The following is a 15257-nucleotide window of genomic DNA, read 5'->3' on the forward strand; positions in this document are numbered from 1 at the left end:
CGCACTCAGACCGCGCCGCGCACGACCGGGATTTCAAGTTCCCGTATCTTCTTGCGCAGCGTGTTGCGGTTCAGCCCCAGCATGGCGGCTGCCTTGATCTGATTGCCTTTGGTTTCCATCAGGGTCATTTGTATCAACGGACGTTCGACTTCCGCAACAATACGGGCATGCAGATCGACCATGGGCATGCCTTCACGGCCTGCGGCAAGGTAACGCGCGATATGGCGCGACAGCGCATCCGCCAGCGGTTCGCCGGATTCGGCTGTTTCGACCCTGGGTTCCACCGCCCAGGGTTCGGCCAGTTCGGCATCGATCAGTTCCGGGGTGATCGTGTCCTGGGAATGCAGGGCGACAATGCGCCGGATCAGGTTTTCCAGTTCGCGCACATTGCCCGGCCAGCGCCATGCCTGCAGGCGGGCCATGGCCTCGTCATCGAACTGGCGCTGGCTGCCGCCCTCGTCCCGGCACTGGTTGAGAAAATGCCGGGCCAGAAGGGGAATATCCTCACGCCGTTCACGCAATGGCGGCAGGCGCAGGGGCACCACGTTCAGCCGGTAATACAGGTCCTCGCGGAAGGTACCCTGCTGGATGGACTGGCGCAGGTCACGGTGGGTGGCGGCGATAATCCTTACATCCGCCCGCAGGGGCTGCGCCCCGCCCACCGTCGTAAATTCCCCTTCCTGCAGAACGCGCAGCAGGCGGGTCTGGGCTTCCTGCGGCATGTCGCCTATCTCGTCCAGGAAGAGTGTTCCGCCGCTGGCCTGTTCGAAACGCCCGGGCATGCGCCCCTGCGTGCCGCCGCGTTCATAGCCGAACAGTTCGCTCTCGATCTGTTCACGCGGGATGGCGGCCATGTTCACCGCCACGAACGGCCCGCTGCGCCTGCGCCCGTATTCATGCAGCGCACGCGCAACCAGCTCCTTGCCGGTGCCGCTTTCCCCCGTGATCATGACTGTCAGTTCCGAAGTGGTCAGCCGGGCGATGGACCGGTAGATGCCCTGCATGACCATGGACTGGCCGATCAGTGGCAGGCGTTCCTCCATCTGGGCCGGGGGAGCGGCACCCGGCCTGTCTGTATCCTGCCGGGTTGCGCTGAGTGCGCGGGCCACCACGGCCTGGAGTTCCTTGAGGTCGAACGGCTTGGCCAGATACTCGAACGCGCCGCGCTGCGTGGCCTTGACCGCCGTGGTCAGGGTGGATTGCGCGCTCATGACAATAATCCGCAGTTCCGGCCGCATCTGGTGAATGCGCGGGATCAGGTCCAGCCCGCTGCCATCGGGCATGACCACATCGGTTATGACCAGATCGCCCTCGCCCTCCTCCACCCATTGCCACAGGGTGGAGGCATAGGGCGTGCTCAGCACCTGATAGCCCGCCCGCCCCAGGGCCTGGCCCAGCACGGTCCGGATGGAACGATCATCATCAGCGACAAGAATGGTGGGCGGGGTCATGGCTGCAAAACCAACTGGGAACGGGCGACGGAAAAAACACGGGGCAACGGGCAGGCTGGCGGTCTCTCAGGGAACACACGCGCCTGGCTGAGAGTTCAGGGGGGTGGCATGGCATGCGCAACCCCTCCCGTGTCATCCGCTATGGGCAGGAACAGGCTTATTTCCGTGCGGCCAGGCCTGCTTTCGACATCGATCGTGCCGCCATGATCGTCCATGATCTTGCCGACCAGCGCGAGGCCCAGCCCCCGGCCATTGGCCTTGGTGGAAATAAACGGCTCGAACAGATGCGGGCGCACGCTGGGCGAAATACCGGGGCCGGTGTCACGCACCGTCACCACCAGCGGCAGGTGCCGCCATTGCGTTGTGCCCGGTGCCGCCACCCGTATGCCCGGGCGGTAGCTCGTCACCAGCGTGATCTGCCCTTCGCGCCCGGATTCCCTTACGGCTTCGGCAGCATTCTTGATCAGGTTGATCAGCACCTGCACAAGCCGGTCCCGATCGCCCCAGACATGAGGCAGAGACGGGTCGTAGCGTTCGACAATCTGGATCCCGCGTGCAAAGCCGTTCAGGGCCAGCAGGCGCACATGTTCGAGAATACGGTGAATGTTCAGCGCGCGGTACTGCATCTGCGCTTCGCCGAACATGCCCATGCGCTCGACCAGCGCATCGATCCGGTCCACCTCCTCGCAGATCAGGATAGCCAGTTCCTTGTCGCTCTGGGTAACCGCCTGTTCCAGAAGCTGCGCCGCCCCCTTGATACCCGAAAGCGGATTGCGGATTTCATGCGCCAGCATGGCCGCCATGCCCGAAACACTGCGCGCGGCGGAACGATAGGCCAGTTGCTGGTCCAGCGCGCGCGCGGCAAGGGAAGCATGGAAGGTCAGTACCGTAATGCCGGGATAATCCGGCACATCGGCGGCCTCGATCGTGACATTGGCATGATGGAAACGCGGTGAATCGAACACCACGTCATGTTCCGTCACACGCCCGCCGCGCTGGCGCACGTGCTCCATAAGCAGAAAAAGAGGGTGATCGGGCGGGGCAAGGCCGTGTAGCCCCCCCTGCATGATCTGGTGGCGCGACATGGCGAAAAATTCTTCGGCCGCGACGTTGACCGCCAGCACCTCGTTCTGCGGACCGACTTCCAGGAACGGGACGGGCAGACTGTCGAGCAGGTTGTCGGCGCCGGGCCGACCTTGCCTGTTCCCGCGTTCCTTCACGCCGCGCAGGCCTGCGCCTGCTGCTCCCCGTCATGGCGGGACGTACGGGCGTCACGCACGGCTCCCGCTTCGATCTGCCGGTCGTAGAACGCACCGATCGTAGCCACGGCTTCCTCCGCCGTGTCGATCCGGTTGAAGGCCGCGCGGAACTGTGCGGAACCCGGCAACCCGGCCGAGTACCACGACACATGCTTGCGGGCGAGCCGCAGGCCCGGCCGGTCCCCGAAATGGGCCAGCATCATGGCATAGTGTTCCAGCACAATGGCTTTTTCCGCCACAAGCGTGGGGTCGGCCACCTGCACGCCATGGCACAGTGCCTGGGCAACCTGCGCCAGAAACCATGGCCGACCGTAGCAGCCACGCCCGATCATGACCCCATCCGCCCCGGACTGGGCCAGGGCCTTGCGGGCGTCATCCACGCTCAGAATATCGCCATTGACGATAACGGGCAGGCTGACCGCATCCTTGACGCGGCGCACGAAAGCCCAGTCGGCAGTCCCATTATAGAACTGCTGGCGGGTGCGCCCATGCACCGTAATCATGCGAATACCCACATCCTGGGCGATCCGGGCCAGCACAGGCGCGTTCAGGTGCAGGTGGTCCCAGCCCATGCGCATTTTCAGGGTTACGGGAACCGGCACAGCCTTGACCACCTGCTCCAGAAGGCGGGCAGCGGCGGCCTCATCACGCATCAGGGCGGAGCCAGCCTGCTGGCCCACCGCCACTTTTTTGACCGGGCAGCCGAAATTGATGTCGATCAGGTCTGCCCCGCGCCCCACGGCAATACGGGCGGCCTCTGCCATGGCCTCGGGGTCGCACCCGGCAAGCTGCACCGCGTTGGGGCCTGCGGCGTCGGCACTTTCGGCCATGCGCAGGGTAGTGTCGTTCTCACGCACCAGAGCCCAGGACGCAATCATTTCGGACACGACAAGCCCCGCCCCCAGCCTGCGCGCAAGCTTGCGGAACGGCAGGTCCGTCACCCCCGACATGGGTGCGAGAATAACGGGCGTTTCAAGACGAACGCCGCCCAGATCAATCGGACGCAGCAGGGGTTGCGTTTGCACGGTCTTTTCCAGTTGCCTACAGATTAGGCAGAGATACCGGGCGAACGCGCCCCGTGCAATATTTTAATATCGGGAAACCCGCCACAGCCGCAATCGCAAGGACAAGAGCCCGAAACGGCCAAAATCGGAGCAGGATATAGGGGCTATACGACCATTTTCGGCCCGCGCCCGCCAGTCCGGCTGGCAGCTTGGCGGCAGGTTTGGCGGCAAGCCTGACGACAGCCTGCCCAGGCTCCGGCCCCGCATGCGGGGCCTGGCCCGTTCAGGGAACCAGTACGCTCACGGTGGCAGTGCAGGCAATCCCTTCCTCACGGCCGGTAAAGCCCAGACGTTCGGAGGTTGTCGCCTTGACCGAAATCCGCTCGATCCCGACTTCCAGCAGGTCCGCCAGACGTTGGCGCATGGCCTGCGCGTGCGGGCCGATTTTGGGGCGTTCGCAGATCAGGGTCAGATCGGCATTGACCAGCATGCCGCCGCGTTCGCGAATACGCTGGCCCGCATGAACCAGAAAACGCGCGCTGTCCGCATCTTTCCATTCGTTCTGGCTGGGGGGAAAATGCCGCCCGATATCGCCTTCGGCCAGCGCGCCGTAAATGGCGTCGCACAGCGCATGAATGCCCACGTCGGCATCGGAATGCCCGGCAAGCCCGAGCGTATGGGGCACGTTAATGCCGCACAGGATCAGCGGGCGCCCTTCCTCGAAAGCATGAACATCGTACCCCAGCCCGACACGCGGCAGAAGCGTGGGGCCGATCAGCCGTTCCAGACGCACCAGATCACCCTCATAAGTCAGTTTGATATTGTCTTCGTCACCGGCCACCAGTGCGACGCTCAGGCCCGCATCTTCCAGCAGCCTGGCGTCGTCCGTGGCACTGACCGAGGCCGCTGCGCGGTGCAGGTCCATGAACAGGCCGAAGCGGAAACCCTGTGGCGTCTGGGCGCGGTACAGATGATCGCGCGGGACCGTGCCCTCGATCACCCCGTGTGCGCCCTTTTTGAGCGTATCGGCCACCGGCACGGCGGGAATGGCGCCGGGATGTTCGCCCAGCGCAGCCAGCACGTTGCGCACCAGCTCCGCCGTTACGTACGGGCGGGCCCCGTCATGGACCAGCACCAGATCGGGCTTTTCGCCTTCGGGCAGCAGGTCCAGCGCTTCCAGCCCTGCACGCACGCTGGCCTGGCGGGTTTCCCCCCCGGCCACGGGCGGCAGAAGGTCAAGCCCGGTCAGCGCCTGCTCCAGCGACGCGGGATCGCCCACGGGCTGGATGCATGTGACATGCGGCAACAGGGCCTGCGCTGCGTGACGGATGACAGGCTGGCCCGCCAGCAGCACATACTGCTTTGGCGTGGCGCACCCTGTGGTGGCGGCATAACGACTGCCCGTTCCGGCAGCCAGAAGAATGGCGGCAACTCGCATGCACGAAGCAATGCGGCGACGCCACCATGGCGTCAAGAGCCAAAGTGCGCGACCCTGCCCCAAACACCCCTTGCGTCAACCGCCGCCACCGGCCCGCCCCGCACGCGGACCGTCCAGCCCGGATTCAGCCCGGATCGACAAAAAACGCAGGCAGGTCGAGCGTGCCGGCAGCAAGCTGCGTGTCGATCAGATCGCACGCGGCCAGAGCTTCCTTGATGGTGACATCCATGTCCAGATAGCGGTATGTGCCCAGCCGCCCGAGGAACGAGACGGATTTTTCATCCCGCGCCAGGGTAATATAGCTGTCGAGCATGCGTTTTTCATGCACCAGGCGAATGGGATAGTAAGGCACGTCCCCTTCCCCCGCCAGACGGCTGTATTCGCGGAAACAGACCGTTTTGGAGAACTGTTCCTGCTCCCACGGGGCAAAATGCTTGTGTTCGGAAATACGGGTATAGGGCACCTGCTCGTCACAGTAATTGATGACCGCCGTGCCCTGATGGTCCCCGTCGTCCACAAAGCGTTCGAAATCCAGCGTGCGATAGCCAAGACGACCCAGCCTGAAGCCGAAATAACGGTCGATGGGGCCGGTGTAGAACACGTGCTCGAACGTGTCGCCCAGGCTTTCGAAGGAGCAGCCCAGCCGCACCTCGATCCCGTCAACGGCCAGAATGTTCTCGATAATGGCCGTATAGCCGTTCTCGGGCATGCCCTGGTACGGATGGTTGAAGTAATTGTCGTCGTAATTGAAGCGCAGCGGCAGGCGCTTGAGAATGGAGGCCGGCAGTTCCGTGGGCTCCAGCCCCCACTGCTTGCGCGTGTACCCGTAAAAAAAGGCCCTGTACAGATCCGACCCGATCATGCTGAGCGCCTGTTCCTCGAACGACTGGGGCTCCGTAATGGAACGGTCGGCCCTGGCCTGAATGAACGCCAGAGCGTCCTTTGGCCCCAGAGTTGTGCCGAAAAACTGGTTGATGGTCAAAAGGTTGACCGGCAGCGTATAGACCTTGCCGCCCGATATGGCCTTGACCCGGTTGATATAGGGCCGAAAGGTTCCAAAACGCTGGACATACGCCCAGGTGCGTTCGTCGGCAGTATGGAAGATGTGCGGCCCGTACCGGTGCACCATGACACCCGTTTCCGCATCGCGTTCGGTATGGCAGTTGCCGCCCAGATGGGGCCGCTCGTCCACGACCACGACCTTATGCCCGCGCTCCGCCAGATGTCTGGCAATAACCGCTCCGCTGAACCCTGCCCCGACAACACAAAACACCATACGAGTCTCACCTTGCTTGTTCGTAGGGTTTCTTTGCCCGTATCGGAGGTGTTTGCGCAATCCCGCGCCGTGCCCGCCAGACCGGCTTGCGGGATATAAACCGCACACGCCCCGTGGGAGGCGGCAGGATAGCAAGATGGCTGAAAAAGGGGAATTGGCGCGCCCTGCTGGATTCGAACCAGCGACCCACAGCTTAGAAGGCTGTTGCTCTATCCAACTGAGCTAAGGGCGCAGCCGCGTTTCTCGAATAATCGGGAAATGGCGGAAAATCAATGCGTCCAGTTCTGGATACGGTCAGAACGGAAATTGTCCGCGTAAACTTTTGGCCGACGGATACGCGGAGCCGGGTTTTCGACCTCGCAGGCAATGTTTTCACGCGCGGCATAGGCCAGAGCGGCCTCGCACGTCTCAAACGTGAGCCTGACCTGCGCGAACGGATCGGCGCTGCCGGTCCAGCCCATGAGCGCGTCCTGCCGACGCGGGGCGGATTGCCCGTAATCGAGTATCCATTCCCGCGTTCCCGCGAGACCGGACTGACCTGCTGGTTTGGATTGTCTATAGATACGCGCGGCCATGGTGTGCCTCCCGCTTTGTCTATGGTCGGGGCGCCCGGACTCGAACCGGGGGCCTCGTGTACCCAAAACACGCGCGCTACCAGGCTGCGCCACGCCCCGAATGAGCGGGAACCTAGGCCCCTATTGCATCCGTGGCAAGGGCCGTGCGGTAAAAATTCAGCCAGCGGAAGGTTTTTGTCCCGCAACAAGCGGGGGCACGAAAAGCGGCGCGGTATCCCACGGGAACAGCACCCATGTCTCCTGCGGCACTTCGGTCACGAACAGGTCCGCCAGCGACCGCCCGGCGGGCTTTGCGTACAGGCAGGCAAAGCACGCCCTGGGCAGGCGTTCGCGCACCATGCGCGCCGTGACACCGGAATCCACCAGATCGTCAATAACCAGAAACCCCTCCCCGTCCCCCGCGGTATCGGGCTGCTTGATGATACTGGGCTCGCCCTTGTGTTCCTCGTCATAGGTCACGACGGATATGGTCTCGACCAGGCGGACCCCCAGTTCACGCGCGACAATGGCGGCCGGGATCATACCCCCGCGCGTGACCGCCACAATACCGCGCAGCGGCATGCGCGGCACCAGCATGGCGGCAAGGCTGCGGGCGTCGCGGTGTAACTGGTCCCATGTAACGGTGGCGTAGGTGACGGCCATCTTGTCATGCCCCTTGGTTCGTAAACGCCCGTATGACAGGCAGCCTTACGGCCGCCCCATGGACTGGTAGGCAAAGCCTGCCGCCCGCATGGCGGCGGGATCAAAAATATTGCGCAGATCGACAATCACTTTCGTGCGCATCTGACGGGCCAGAGCTTCGGGCGACAGGGCGCGGAAAATGTCCCACTCCGTCAGCACGACCAGCACATCCGCCCCATCCGCTGCGTCCATCGCATCCGCACAGTATAGTACGTCGGACGGCAGGAGCGGCTTTGCCGCCTCCATACCCACCGGGTCATAGGCCTTGAGAACGGCCCCGGCCTCCGCCAGACGATGCAGGATGGGAATGGAGGCCGATTCCCGCATGTCGTCCGTCTCGGGCTTGAAGGTCAGCCCCAGCACGGCAATGGTGCGCCCGTTAACCGACCCTCCGCAGGCCGAAATAATGCGTCCGGCCATGGCGGCCTTGCGGGCCTCGTTCACCTGCACGGTGGTCTCCACCAGGCGGCACCCGCTCTGGTTTTCCTGCGCGATGCGCGAAAGAGCCAGCGTATCCTTGGGAAAACACGATCCCCCATACCCCGGCCCGGGGCTGAGAAAGCGTTTGCCAATGCGTGCGTCCAGCCCCATGCCACGGGCCAGATCTTCCACATCCGCCCCCAGCTTTTCGCACAGATCGGCCATTTCGTTGATGAAGGAAATCTTCATCGCCAGAAAGGAGTTGGCGGCGTATTTGGCCAGTTCCGCCGTTTCCAGCCCGGTGAACACCAGCGGAGCCGCCGCCTGCACCAGCGGCCGGTAAACCTGACGCATGACATTTTCCGCCCGGCTGGCGCGCTCGGGCTGTGCCTGGTCCAGACCGATAATCACGCGGTCGGGCCGCATGAAATCGTCAATGGCGCTGCCCTCGCGCAGAAACTCCGGGTTGGACGCCACGTCGAAATCCAGGTCCGGGCGCACTTTGCGAATAATCTGCGCAATACGACGGCTACTGCCCACCGGCACGGTCGATTTGGTAACAACCACGGCATAGTCGGTCAGCGCTTCAGCAATCTGGCGGGCCGCGGCATGCACGTATTGCAGGTCGGCCGCTCCGTCGCCATTGCGCGGCGGCGTGCCCACGGCAATGAAAACCGCCTGAGCGCCGGTAACGGCGGTTGCAATATCGTCCCCGAACACAAGCCGCCCGGCCTGCGCGTTGGAGACCACAAGCGCATCCAGCCCCGGCTCGTAAATGGGTATACGCCCCTCACGCAAGGCGGCCAGCCGCTGCGGGTTGGTTTCCACCACCGAGACATGCATGCCGAATTCGGCAAAACAGGCAGCGGAAACAAGACCGACATACCCACCACCAATCATGGCTATGCGCACGAGAATTTCTCCCATTCCGATATCCGCATCACGTCGCTCCAACCAGGAAGCCCGACCCCGGCAGACATGCCCGCAATGCCCGCCGGGCGCAATGCGCCAGACCCATTTCCCGCCAGAAAATGGCACGCACCAGCCCTCTAGGCATGCCCATGGCAGCCGCCATGCACGAACGCCCACATGCCGCCCCGTCAAAACGGCATTGACAAAGCATTCCCGGCCCCATCCCGAACAGAGGCCAGGCTTCGCAAATTTATATTCCCCGACTTCAACCCTGCCCCATGCGGGGCGTTATAACTGAAGGAGGACCAAGCCATGACCAAACCGAAAAAAGACCCCCCGCCATCCAAGGAAGAACGCGATCTGGACGAAGCTCTGGAAGAGAGCTTTCCGGCCAGCGACCCTCCATCCCATGAAGATCCGGATAAAAACCTGGACAAAAAACCCGAACGCTGAGCCATCGGGGAACAGGCCATTCAACAGCGGAATGCGCGCGCATGCGCAAGATGTTACGTCCTGCGATCAGCGAGTCCCAAGCGTAATCTCTTGCATCCCCCACTGAAAACGGGGCGTTGTTTGGGATAGGGTTGCGCTAACCCCATTACTTCGCACATCAGCAAACACGGCATGACAGCGCAGCACCTGCGCGGAAGCCTGCAACGGCCCATGAGACATGCTCTATGCCAAAGGCTGAGCAGTTGGTTTCTTCAATAGCAGCGCCCTTATGATGAACGCCGCCATTTAATGCATCAGCATAAAAATATCCGTCGCTCCATATCGTGCCTAAAATGCGCGCATAAGGTTGCGGTTAAGCCTCAGAAAGTACATTGAAACGATTTGTCGCCGTCCGAACTTTGTTAATATTAAGCCAATTATTGAGAGAGTGAATTTAACAATGGATAAACCAAAAATTTTTGTTAGCGCAGGCTCCCCCTCGACCGATACGCAGGAAAAATTCATTGACGCCATTGAGCAAAAACTGCGCGATGCTGGATTTGAACCCCAAACGGTAGGCAGAACACGCATTGCGGCAGAAGCCCCATTGAAAGAAATCATCAGAACAATAGATGAGTCAGTTGGCGCCATTATCATCGCCGCTGAGAGGGTTTTTATCGAAAACGGTATTGAAAGGCGCGGCAGCCCTAATGAACGGCAGTTGGAGAAGGTAAAACTCACGACCCCGTGGAACCAGGTAGAAGCAGGGATGGCCTATTGCAAGGGACTGCCCGTGTTCGTGGTCATGGAAGAAGGTGTGCGGCAAGAAGGTCTTCTTGAGCCATATGACTGGATTGTATTGCCCGTTCCATTCCCGTTTTCGAGAGACGCACTGTCATCCCTGTCTTTCAATGCGCGCTTCGACGCCTGGAGGAGCAAAATCACAGAAAAACAAGCACTGAAAGAGCAGCAGGAAGCCGATAAAACCTCATCTCTTCCTAATGTCGGGGAAATGACAATCGGGCAAATAGTCTCGTCCCTGAAACCATCCCAACTTTGGGCCGCATTGGGCAGTACCATTGTGGCTTTGGGCGGAGCTTTCGCATTGGGCGCCAAGCTCATTGTCGGTAAATAGCCGAGCCCAAATATCAGACGATCAGGAATTTGCCAATAATATGCGGAGCAAGTCCTTGAGGGCGCCGGGAATATATTACGATCCTGCCTGAAACCGCGAAGAAAGAGCTCTGCAAGGAAACGGACGCCCAGAGGGGCCGTAGTGTATTCGTTACCACATTGGCTTTATTTGATATTTTTGGAACGCTTGGCGGATGGGGTGGACTTTACAAAAAGTCAGCAATTATTTGTTTTTCAAGTATTTTTTTGAAAAACAAATTCATTCATTGCCCACTTTTTTACCCGCGAATTTAACCGCCAAAAATGATAATCGTTTGCCCAACTTAATCGGCATTAATTGGCTATTACAACCTCAGTTCTACGCCCACGCCCCATGGTTTTTCGGCTGATGCTATAAGTAACGTCAACAGTCTCAATACAAAAACCTTTAAAAATATCCCGAACCTCTGGTTTGTCGTTTAGGGACATAACAAAACGCCCTTTAATGCCCGACAACTGCTCTGCGATTCGCTCAAAATCATCCCTGGAAAATGGGGCGTCATAATCAGTTTCATTTCCGTAATAGGGAGGGTCTAGATAGAAAAGTGTATCTGGACGATCGTAACGACTAATTACCTTATTATAAGGCAGACCCTCAATGACCACCCGACTTAATCGTTGGTGTACATCATCCAAGACTTGAGCTAATCGTTGTATATCAAAGCGGGCCGGAGAAATAGATACGCCAAAGGCGCCATTTACCTTGCCGCCAAAGGCTAAGCGCTGCAGATATAAGAAACGTGCTGCACGTTCAAGATCAGTCAGCGTGCTTGGCTGCGCCTGTCGCAGCCTGTCAAACTCCAGACGACTCGTCAGTTGCCAGCGAAACATATCCATCAAGGCAACATAATGCCTTTGAAGTATACGAAACAGATTCGCCACCTCACCATTCAAATCGTTTATGACCTCGCAGGGTGATATAAAGTCCCGGCGAAAAAAAATGCCTCCCATACCAACAAAGGGCTCGACATATGCGCGGTGCGGAATGTCTCTCAGTCGTGTAACGAGTCCCTTCGAGAGAAGTTTTTTCCCTCCCAAGTATGGAGCTACAGGATTTACAGGAACACATGGTTGATGGATGGACATAGCCATTGAAAACACCACAGAACGGACCCGCCTCTGCAGAGGTGGCGGGGCAGATTTATCTGTGCGTGCGTAAACACGCGGCTTTGCTGCTCGAACAGCATTGCTCCCGCCTTTTAAAAAGCGGTTCACTGGAGAACAGCAGTAGCGATCTTGGATCGCCGCCAGCGTTCGTGGTCTGACCATTTTCCCGACGTCAGGAAAATGATTTTGTTACTCTCTTTCTAGCATCTGGTTGGCTCGCTGCTCACAAGCCAGCACCAGAGGCCGGCAAGCTGAATACGGTCCCAGCAGTGTCCCGCTTGGCCCGGTGTATTCCACCTGCGCCACGTGCCCCTGTCGCAGCCGGGCGACAAAGTGACACGTCCCATGACCGCCGAGATCCAGTTCTAGAGATAGCGGCCCCTTGAGCGTGAACGGGCCCTGCACCGGCTGATCCTGCCGCCATTGCAGCACCTCGCCGTCTGGCAGCGCTTCGCGGTTATCGGGCACGCCGGCGCAGGCGATGAGGTCTGAGCGCTCCATGCCCAGCAGATCGTGCCGGGCGGCAGCCGGGATGCCGGAGCATGCTGACAGGGCCAGGGCCGCGAACAACGCCAGCCGTTTCAAAACGGGTCTTCCCGATTCTTGCCGCTGACCATGGCCCAAGCCAGCGCGCAGGCGAGCGCGAGAACGCCAAAAGCCCCCGTGATCATGCCTGCCTCAAAGTCACCCGTCATGACGCCAGAAACTCCGCATTCTGCTGTTTGAGGGAAGCGAGGTCGGGCCCTGTCGGATATAGGCCGTTTGCCAGCACAAGTTGTGGCCAGACAATGCCGTGCGCTTCCATGATCCGGCTGCGCAGCCAGCCCCAGGTGCAGCGCGTGGCGGCACTCCCCCATGTCAGCAGGCCCACGGTGTCCGTATCGGTCAGCCCGGTGTAGCTCCAGCCCAGCAGGCAATGCCCCCCGGCACTTCCCGGGGTAGTATCGCCATAGGCGCTGTTGTCCGCCTCCAGCACGCATGCGCCGTTGGTCGCCTCGACCTGGTTCATGTCAGACGTGGAGAGTAGTACGCCCAGATAGACGGCCCCAAGGCCAGCCATGACCAGCGCCAGCGCGTTCCGGTCCTGCGGATCTGTCGTGCCCCAGATCGGGAAGTAGTCGCCCCCTTCCAGGTGGATACCCAGGCGGGACGCGTAGGCCAGCACATCGACTTCTACACCGCCCTGATCCGTTTGCGGCTGGCCGGGGACGTAACCTGTGCTCTCGGCATAGAAACGAATCGCCCCGCCCGTGGTGACTCGCAACTGATAGCCGCCCAGGGCCGCCACGGCCCGCATATGGTTGAGCAGACCGGCCGCCGTGCAGTCGCCCAGTGTGTCGTTGCCGAGCATGAGCGGGGCCGGGTCAATGTGAGAGCGGTCCAACACGGCCGGAGCCTTGCGCGCCATCATGCGCAGGCCGGCAAGACGCGGCTGGCCCGGAAGAACCTTCGCGGGCAGGCAGCCGAGGGCGCGACCGGTCACAGGTACCATGCCCGGGCGAACATGGAGCAGGTCCATAGTCCGAACAGGATGGCCCCGGCCGTGGCGATCATGGCCAGGGTCCGCATCAGCGCACGCCCAGAACGGCCAGCGCCTTTGCCTCGGTCATGCCGGTACGGGGCACGGGAGCGCCGACCAGAAGCATATCGCGGGTGAACGCACGCCCGACTGGTGCGCGGGCGTCGGACACGCCGAGCAGCGCCTTGAATACACTGATGATGGTGGCCAGCGCGTTGTCGGCCGTCCTGGCATCCGCGATGACGGACGCGGACAGGATCGAGCCCGAACCGGCAATCGCGCTCTCGATCGCTGCAGCCAGCGTGTCCAGATCGGTCAGGATGCTGTCCACCCGGGTTTTCCACGTCGCATCGTTGTAGGTGATGGTCAGCGTGGACCCGGCGGCGGTCGAGAACGCGCCCAGAGCGACAGAGAGCGCCTTGGCCGCCGCCGTGATGGCCAGCGCATACGGAGCCAGCGCGGGGAACGACGATAGGTAGCTGGTCACGGTGGCGGCGGCGTTCAGCCCGGCCTGTCCGTAATTCTTCACCTTGGCCACGTTCAGCGTGATCGTGGTCACACCATTGGTGGTGGCGACCGTGCAGGCCGTCAGCGCGGCGGCGGACAGGCCGAGCGCTGAGGAGCGCAGGAAATTGCGACGGGAGATGGATTTCATTTCGCGATGTCCTTGGAGATGGTGGCAACGGTGGCCGAGGCCTGGGTGTCGGCCGATGGCTCGCCGGTCGGGCCGGAAGCGCCCTTGACCAGGTGCGTGGCGACGTAGGGAATTGCGTAGCGAATCCCCAGACCACCGATCCGCACGAGCTGATACAGGCCGATCAGCAGCCGGTTATGGACCGGAGCGGGAACCGACGCGGTAATCCCCGCGCATGTGATCATGGCCACACAGATGATCAGGCTGACATTCTGCGGCAATACCGAAAACAGGCTGGGAATGAGCGCGAGATTCGCCGCGACCTTGGCGGTGTTGAGCGCAGCGTTTGGAGGGGAATTGGGGAGGCTTTCAGCCATAGGCTTTTCCTTCGTGAGCAAACGCCAGGCGAACTGGCGCAAAAGGGTGAGACGCCAGCCCTGCTGTCTCACGCATCAATGGCCTGCTGGAATACAGCGACGTTGCGCCCGGCATCGGCTGAGCCAAGGGGCGTGTTATAGTGCTGCTTGTGATAGGCGCTGAGACCAGAGGCATCGCTGGCGGACGGCAACAGCTGCGCCGCCCGGTAGTATTTCACCCGCGCCATGGCGCAGGCGTAGGCCAGGTTGCCGACCATAACCGTGGCGGCAGGCATGTCCTGCCCGGCCATTTGGCGCAGCCATGCGGCCAGTATCGGCTGGCTGGGCAGAAAAGTTCTCCAGCAGTCGTCATGCGTGGCAGGTTCCATCTGGAACACGCCCAGTGCAGGCCCGCGTATTTGCGCAAGCCAGACAAGGCCGCTTTCAGCCAGTGCGGTGCCCGTCAGCAGGTTGACCGCTGCGTCCGTGGACAGGCCGATCTGGGCCAGAGCAGGCCGCACCACCAGCGTCTTGAACTGGGAAATATTCAGGCCGGGCATGATCATGGCCCGTGCCAGTGGGTTATGAATGCCACGACACGCACCAGACCGTCGATGCCGATCAGACCGACCGCAGCATAGACCAGACGTATGCCATTCTTGGCGAAATCGATAATCCTGAGCAGGCCGTTTACCGAGTTTTCAAGCCGCTCGACGCTTCGCTCCAAGGAATCGACCCGCCCTTCAAGCCGCCCGATCTCCCGGTCCAGGCTGGACGGCGCACGTGCGGCATCATCAGTTGCGGCAGCGTGGCCAAACTGTTCTGTCATCAAATTATCCAGGCATAAAAAAACCGCCTTAACGGCGGTCGGGAGTGTTTATCCGGCCCTTACGACGCCGGAGCCGTGGGCAGCGTGGTGCTGGTCGTGTCCGTGCCGCCGGCAATGGCCATCAACGCCTTGAGATACGTCACCCAGGCATCGGGCGTGGCCTCGTTCAGCATGGTGTAGGTGTTGCTGAC

18 protein-coding genes and 2 tRNA genes are annotated in these 15257 nt (G+C 61.1%); 3 read left to right on the forward strand and 17 right to left on the reverse strand.

The genetic code is table 11. The annotated features are described in order from the left end of the window. Positions 1–5: 5 nt before the first annotated feature. The 10 genes from ntrC to ABF990_RS04595 all read right to left on the reverse strand — a co-directional run bounded on the left by ntrC (position 6) and on the right by ABF990_RS04595 (position 9031). Positions 6–1451, reverse strand: a complete 1446-nt coding sequence (ntrC, locus tag ABF990_RS04550) for a nitrogen regulation protein NR(I) (RefSeq protein ID WP_415499996.1) — start codon at positions 1449–1451, stop codon at positions 6–8. Between the two features lie 95 nt (positions 1452–1546). Then, positions 1547–2671 (reverse strand): two-component system sensor histidine kinase NtrB, encoded by a 1125-nt coding sequence (locus ABF990_RS04555; RefSeq protein WP_415492267.1) that lies wholly within the window; start codon positions 2669–2671, stop codon positions 1547–1549. After that, positions 2668–3735: a tRNA dihydrouridine synthase DusB gene (gene dusB, locus ABF990_RS04560; RefSeq protein WP_415499997.1), complete on the reverse strand. Its 1068-nt coding sequence runs from the start codon at positions 3733–3735 to the stop codon at positions 2668–2670. The genes ABF990_RS04555 and dusB overlap by 4 nt, the downstream gene beginning before the upstream one ends. Before the next feature lie 262 nt (positions 3736–3997). Beyond that, entirely contained in the window at positions 3998–5152 is a 1155-nt protein-coding gene (gene ispF, locus ABF990_RS04565) for a 2-C-methyl-D-erythritol 2,4-cyclodiphosphate synthase (RefSeq protein ID WP_415499998.1), read from the reverse strand. Between the two features lie 124 nt (positions 5153–5276). Then, complete coding sequence (gene glf, locus ABF990_RS04570; protein WP_415499999.1) at positions 5277–6428, reverse strand: UDP-galactopyranose mutase; 1152 nt, start codon at positions 6426–6428, stop codon at positions 5277–5279. Positions 6429–6583: 155 nt separating this feature from the next. After that, positions 6584–6660, reverse strand: a tRNA-Arg gene (locus ABF990_RS04575). 37 nt (positions 6661–6697) lie between these two features. Then, positions 6698–7003: an ETC complex I subunit gene (locus ABF990_RS04580; RefSeq protein ID WP_415492271.1), complete on the reverse strand. Its 306-nt coding sequence runs from the start codon at positions 7001–7003 to the stop codon at positions 6698–6700. Between the two features lie 22 nt (positions 7004–7025). Then, a tRNA-Pro gene (locus ABF990_RS04585) sits at positions 7026–7102 on the reverse strand. 57 nt (positions 7103–7159) lie between these two features. Continuing rightward, positions 7160–7645 (reverse strand): xanthine phosphoribosyltransferase, encoded by a 486-nt coding sequence (gene gpt / locus ABF990_RS04590; protein ID WP_415492272.1) that lies wholly within the window; start codon positions 7643–7645, stop codon positions 7160–7162. A gap of 45 nt (positions 7646–7690) precedes the next feature. Beyond that, entirely contained in the window at positions 7691–9031 is a 1341-nt protein-coding gene (locus ABF990_RS04595; protein WP_415500000.1) for a UDP-glucose dehydrogenase family protein, read from the reverse strand. A gap of 297 nt (positions 9032–9328) precedes the next feature. On the opposite strand from ABF990_RS04595, the gene ABF990_RS04600 reads away from it, so the two are divergent. Next, complete coding sequence (locus ABF990_RS04600; RefSeq protein ID WP_415492274.1) at positions 9329–9469, forward strand: hypothetical protein; 141 nt, start codon at positions 9329–9331, stop codon at positions 9467–9469. 439 nt (positions 9470–9908) lie between these two features. After that, positions 9909–10583 carry a hypothetical protein gene (locus tag ABF990_RS04605; protein WP_415492275.1) on the forward strand — a complete coding sequence of 225 codons (675 nt, stop codon included), beginning with the start codon at positions 9909–9911 and terminating at the stop codon, positions 10581–10583. Between the two features lie 332 nt (positions 10584–10915). On the opposite strand, the gene ABF990_RS04610 is transcribed toward ABF990_RS04605, so the two are convergent. Beyond that, positions 10916–11713, reverse strand: a complete 798-nt coding sequence (locus ABF990_RS04610) for a DNA adenine methylase (RefSeq protein WP_415500001.1) — start codon at positions 11711–11713, stop codon at positions 10916–10918. Here ABF990_RS04610 and ABF990_RS04615 point away from each other — a divergent pair. After that, positions 11713–11886, forward strand: coding sequence for a hypothetical protein (locus tag ABF990_RS04615; RefSeq protein ID WP_415506483.1), 174 nt, complete (start codon positions 11713–11715; stop codon positions 11884–11886). The two genes, ABF990_RS04610 and ABF990_RS04615, sit on opposite strands and share 1 nt — an antisense overlap. A 31-nt stretch (positions 11887–11917) precedes the next feature. On the opposite strand, the gene ABF990_RS04620 is transcribed toward ABF990_RS04615, so the two are convergent. The 6 genes from ABF990_RS04620 to ABF990_RS04645 form a co-directional block, all read right to left on the reverse strand. Then, positions 11918–12313, reverse strand: a complete 396-nt coding sequence (locus tag ABF990_RS04620; RefSeq protein WP_415500002.1) for a hypothetical protein — start codon at positions 12311–12313, stop codon at positions 11918–11920. Between the two features lie 106 nt (positions 12314–12419). Further along, complete coding sequence (locus ABF990_RS04625; RefSeq protein WP_415500003.1) at positions 12420–13211, reverse strand: hypothetical protein; 792 nt, start codon at positions 13209–13211, stop codon at positions 12420–12422. Between the two features lie 85 nt (positions 13212–13296). Further along, on the reverse strand, positions 13297–13902 hold the full coding sequence (locus ABF990_RS04630) for a hypothetical protein (RefSeq protein ID WP_415500004.1): 606 nt from the start codon (positions 13900–13902) through the stop codon (positions 13297–13299). Further along, the gene (locus tag ABF990_RS04635) at positions 13899–14258 is read right to left on the reverse strand and encodes a hypothetical protein (protein WP_415500005.1); all 360 of its coding nucleotides are present in this window, start codon (positions 14256–14258) and stop codon (positions 13899–13901) included. The genes ABF990_RS04630 and ABF990_RS04635 overlap by 4 nt, the downstream gene beginning before the upstream one ends. A 68-nt stretch (positions 14259–14326) precedes the next feature. Further along, complete coding sequence (locus ABF990_RS04640) at positions 14327–14797, reverse strand: hypothetical protein (RefSeq protein WP_415500068.1); 471 nt, start codon at positions 14795–14797, stop codon at positions 14327–14329. A 2-nt stretch (positions 14798–14799) separates the two neighbouring features. Beyond that, on the reverse strand, positions 14800–15066 hold the full coding sequence (locus tag ABF990_RS04645) for a hypothetical protein (RefSeq protein ID WP_415500006.1): 267 nt from the start codon (positions 15064–15066) through the stop codon (positions 14800–14802). Positions 15067–15257: the final 191 nt, after the last annotated feature.

The organism is Acetobacter sp. (assembly GCF_047723915.1).
Taxonomy (GTDB): Bacteria; Pseudomonadota; Alphaproteobacteria; order Acetobacterales; family Acetobacteraceae; genus Acetobacter.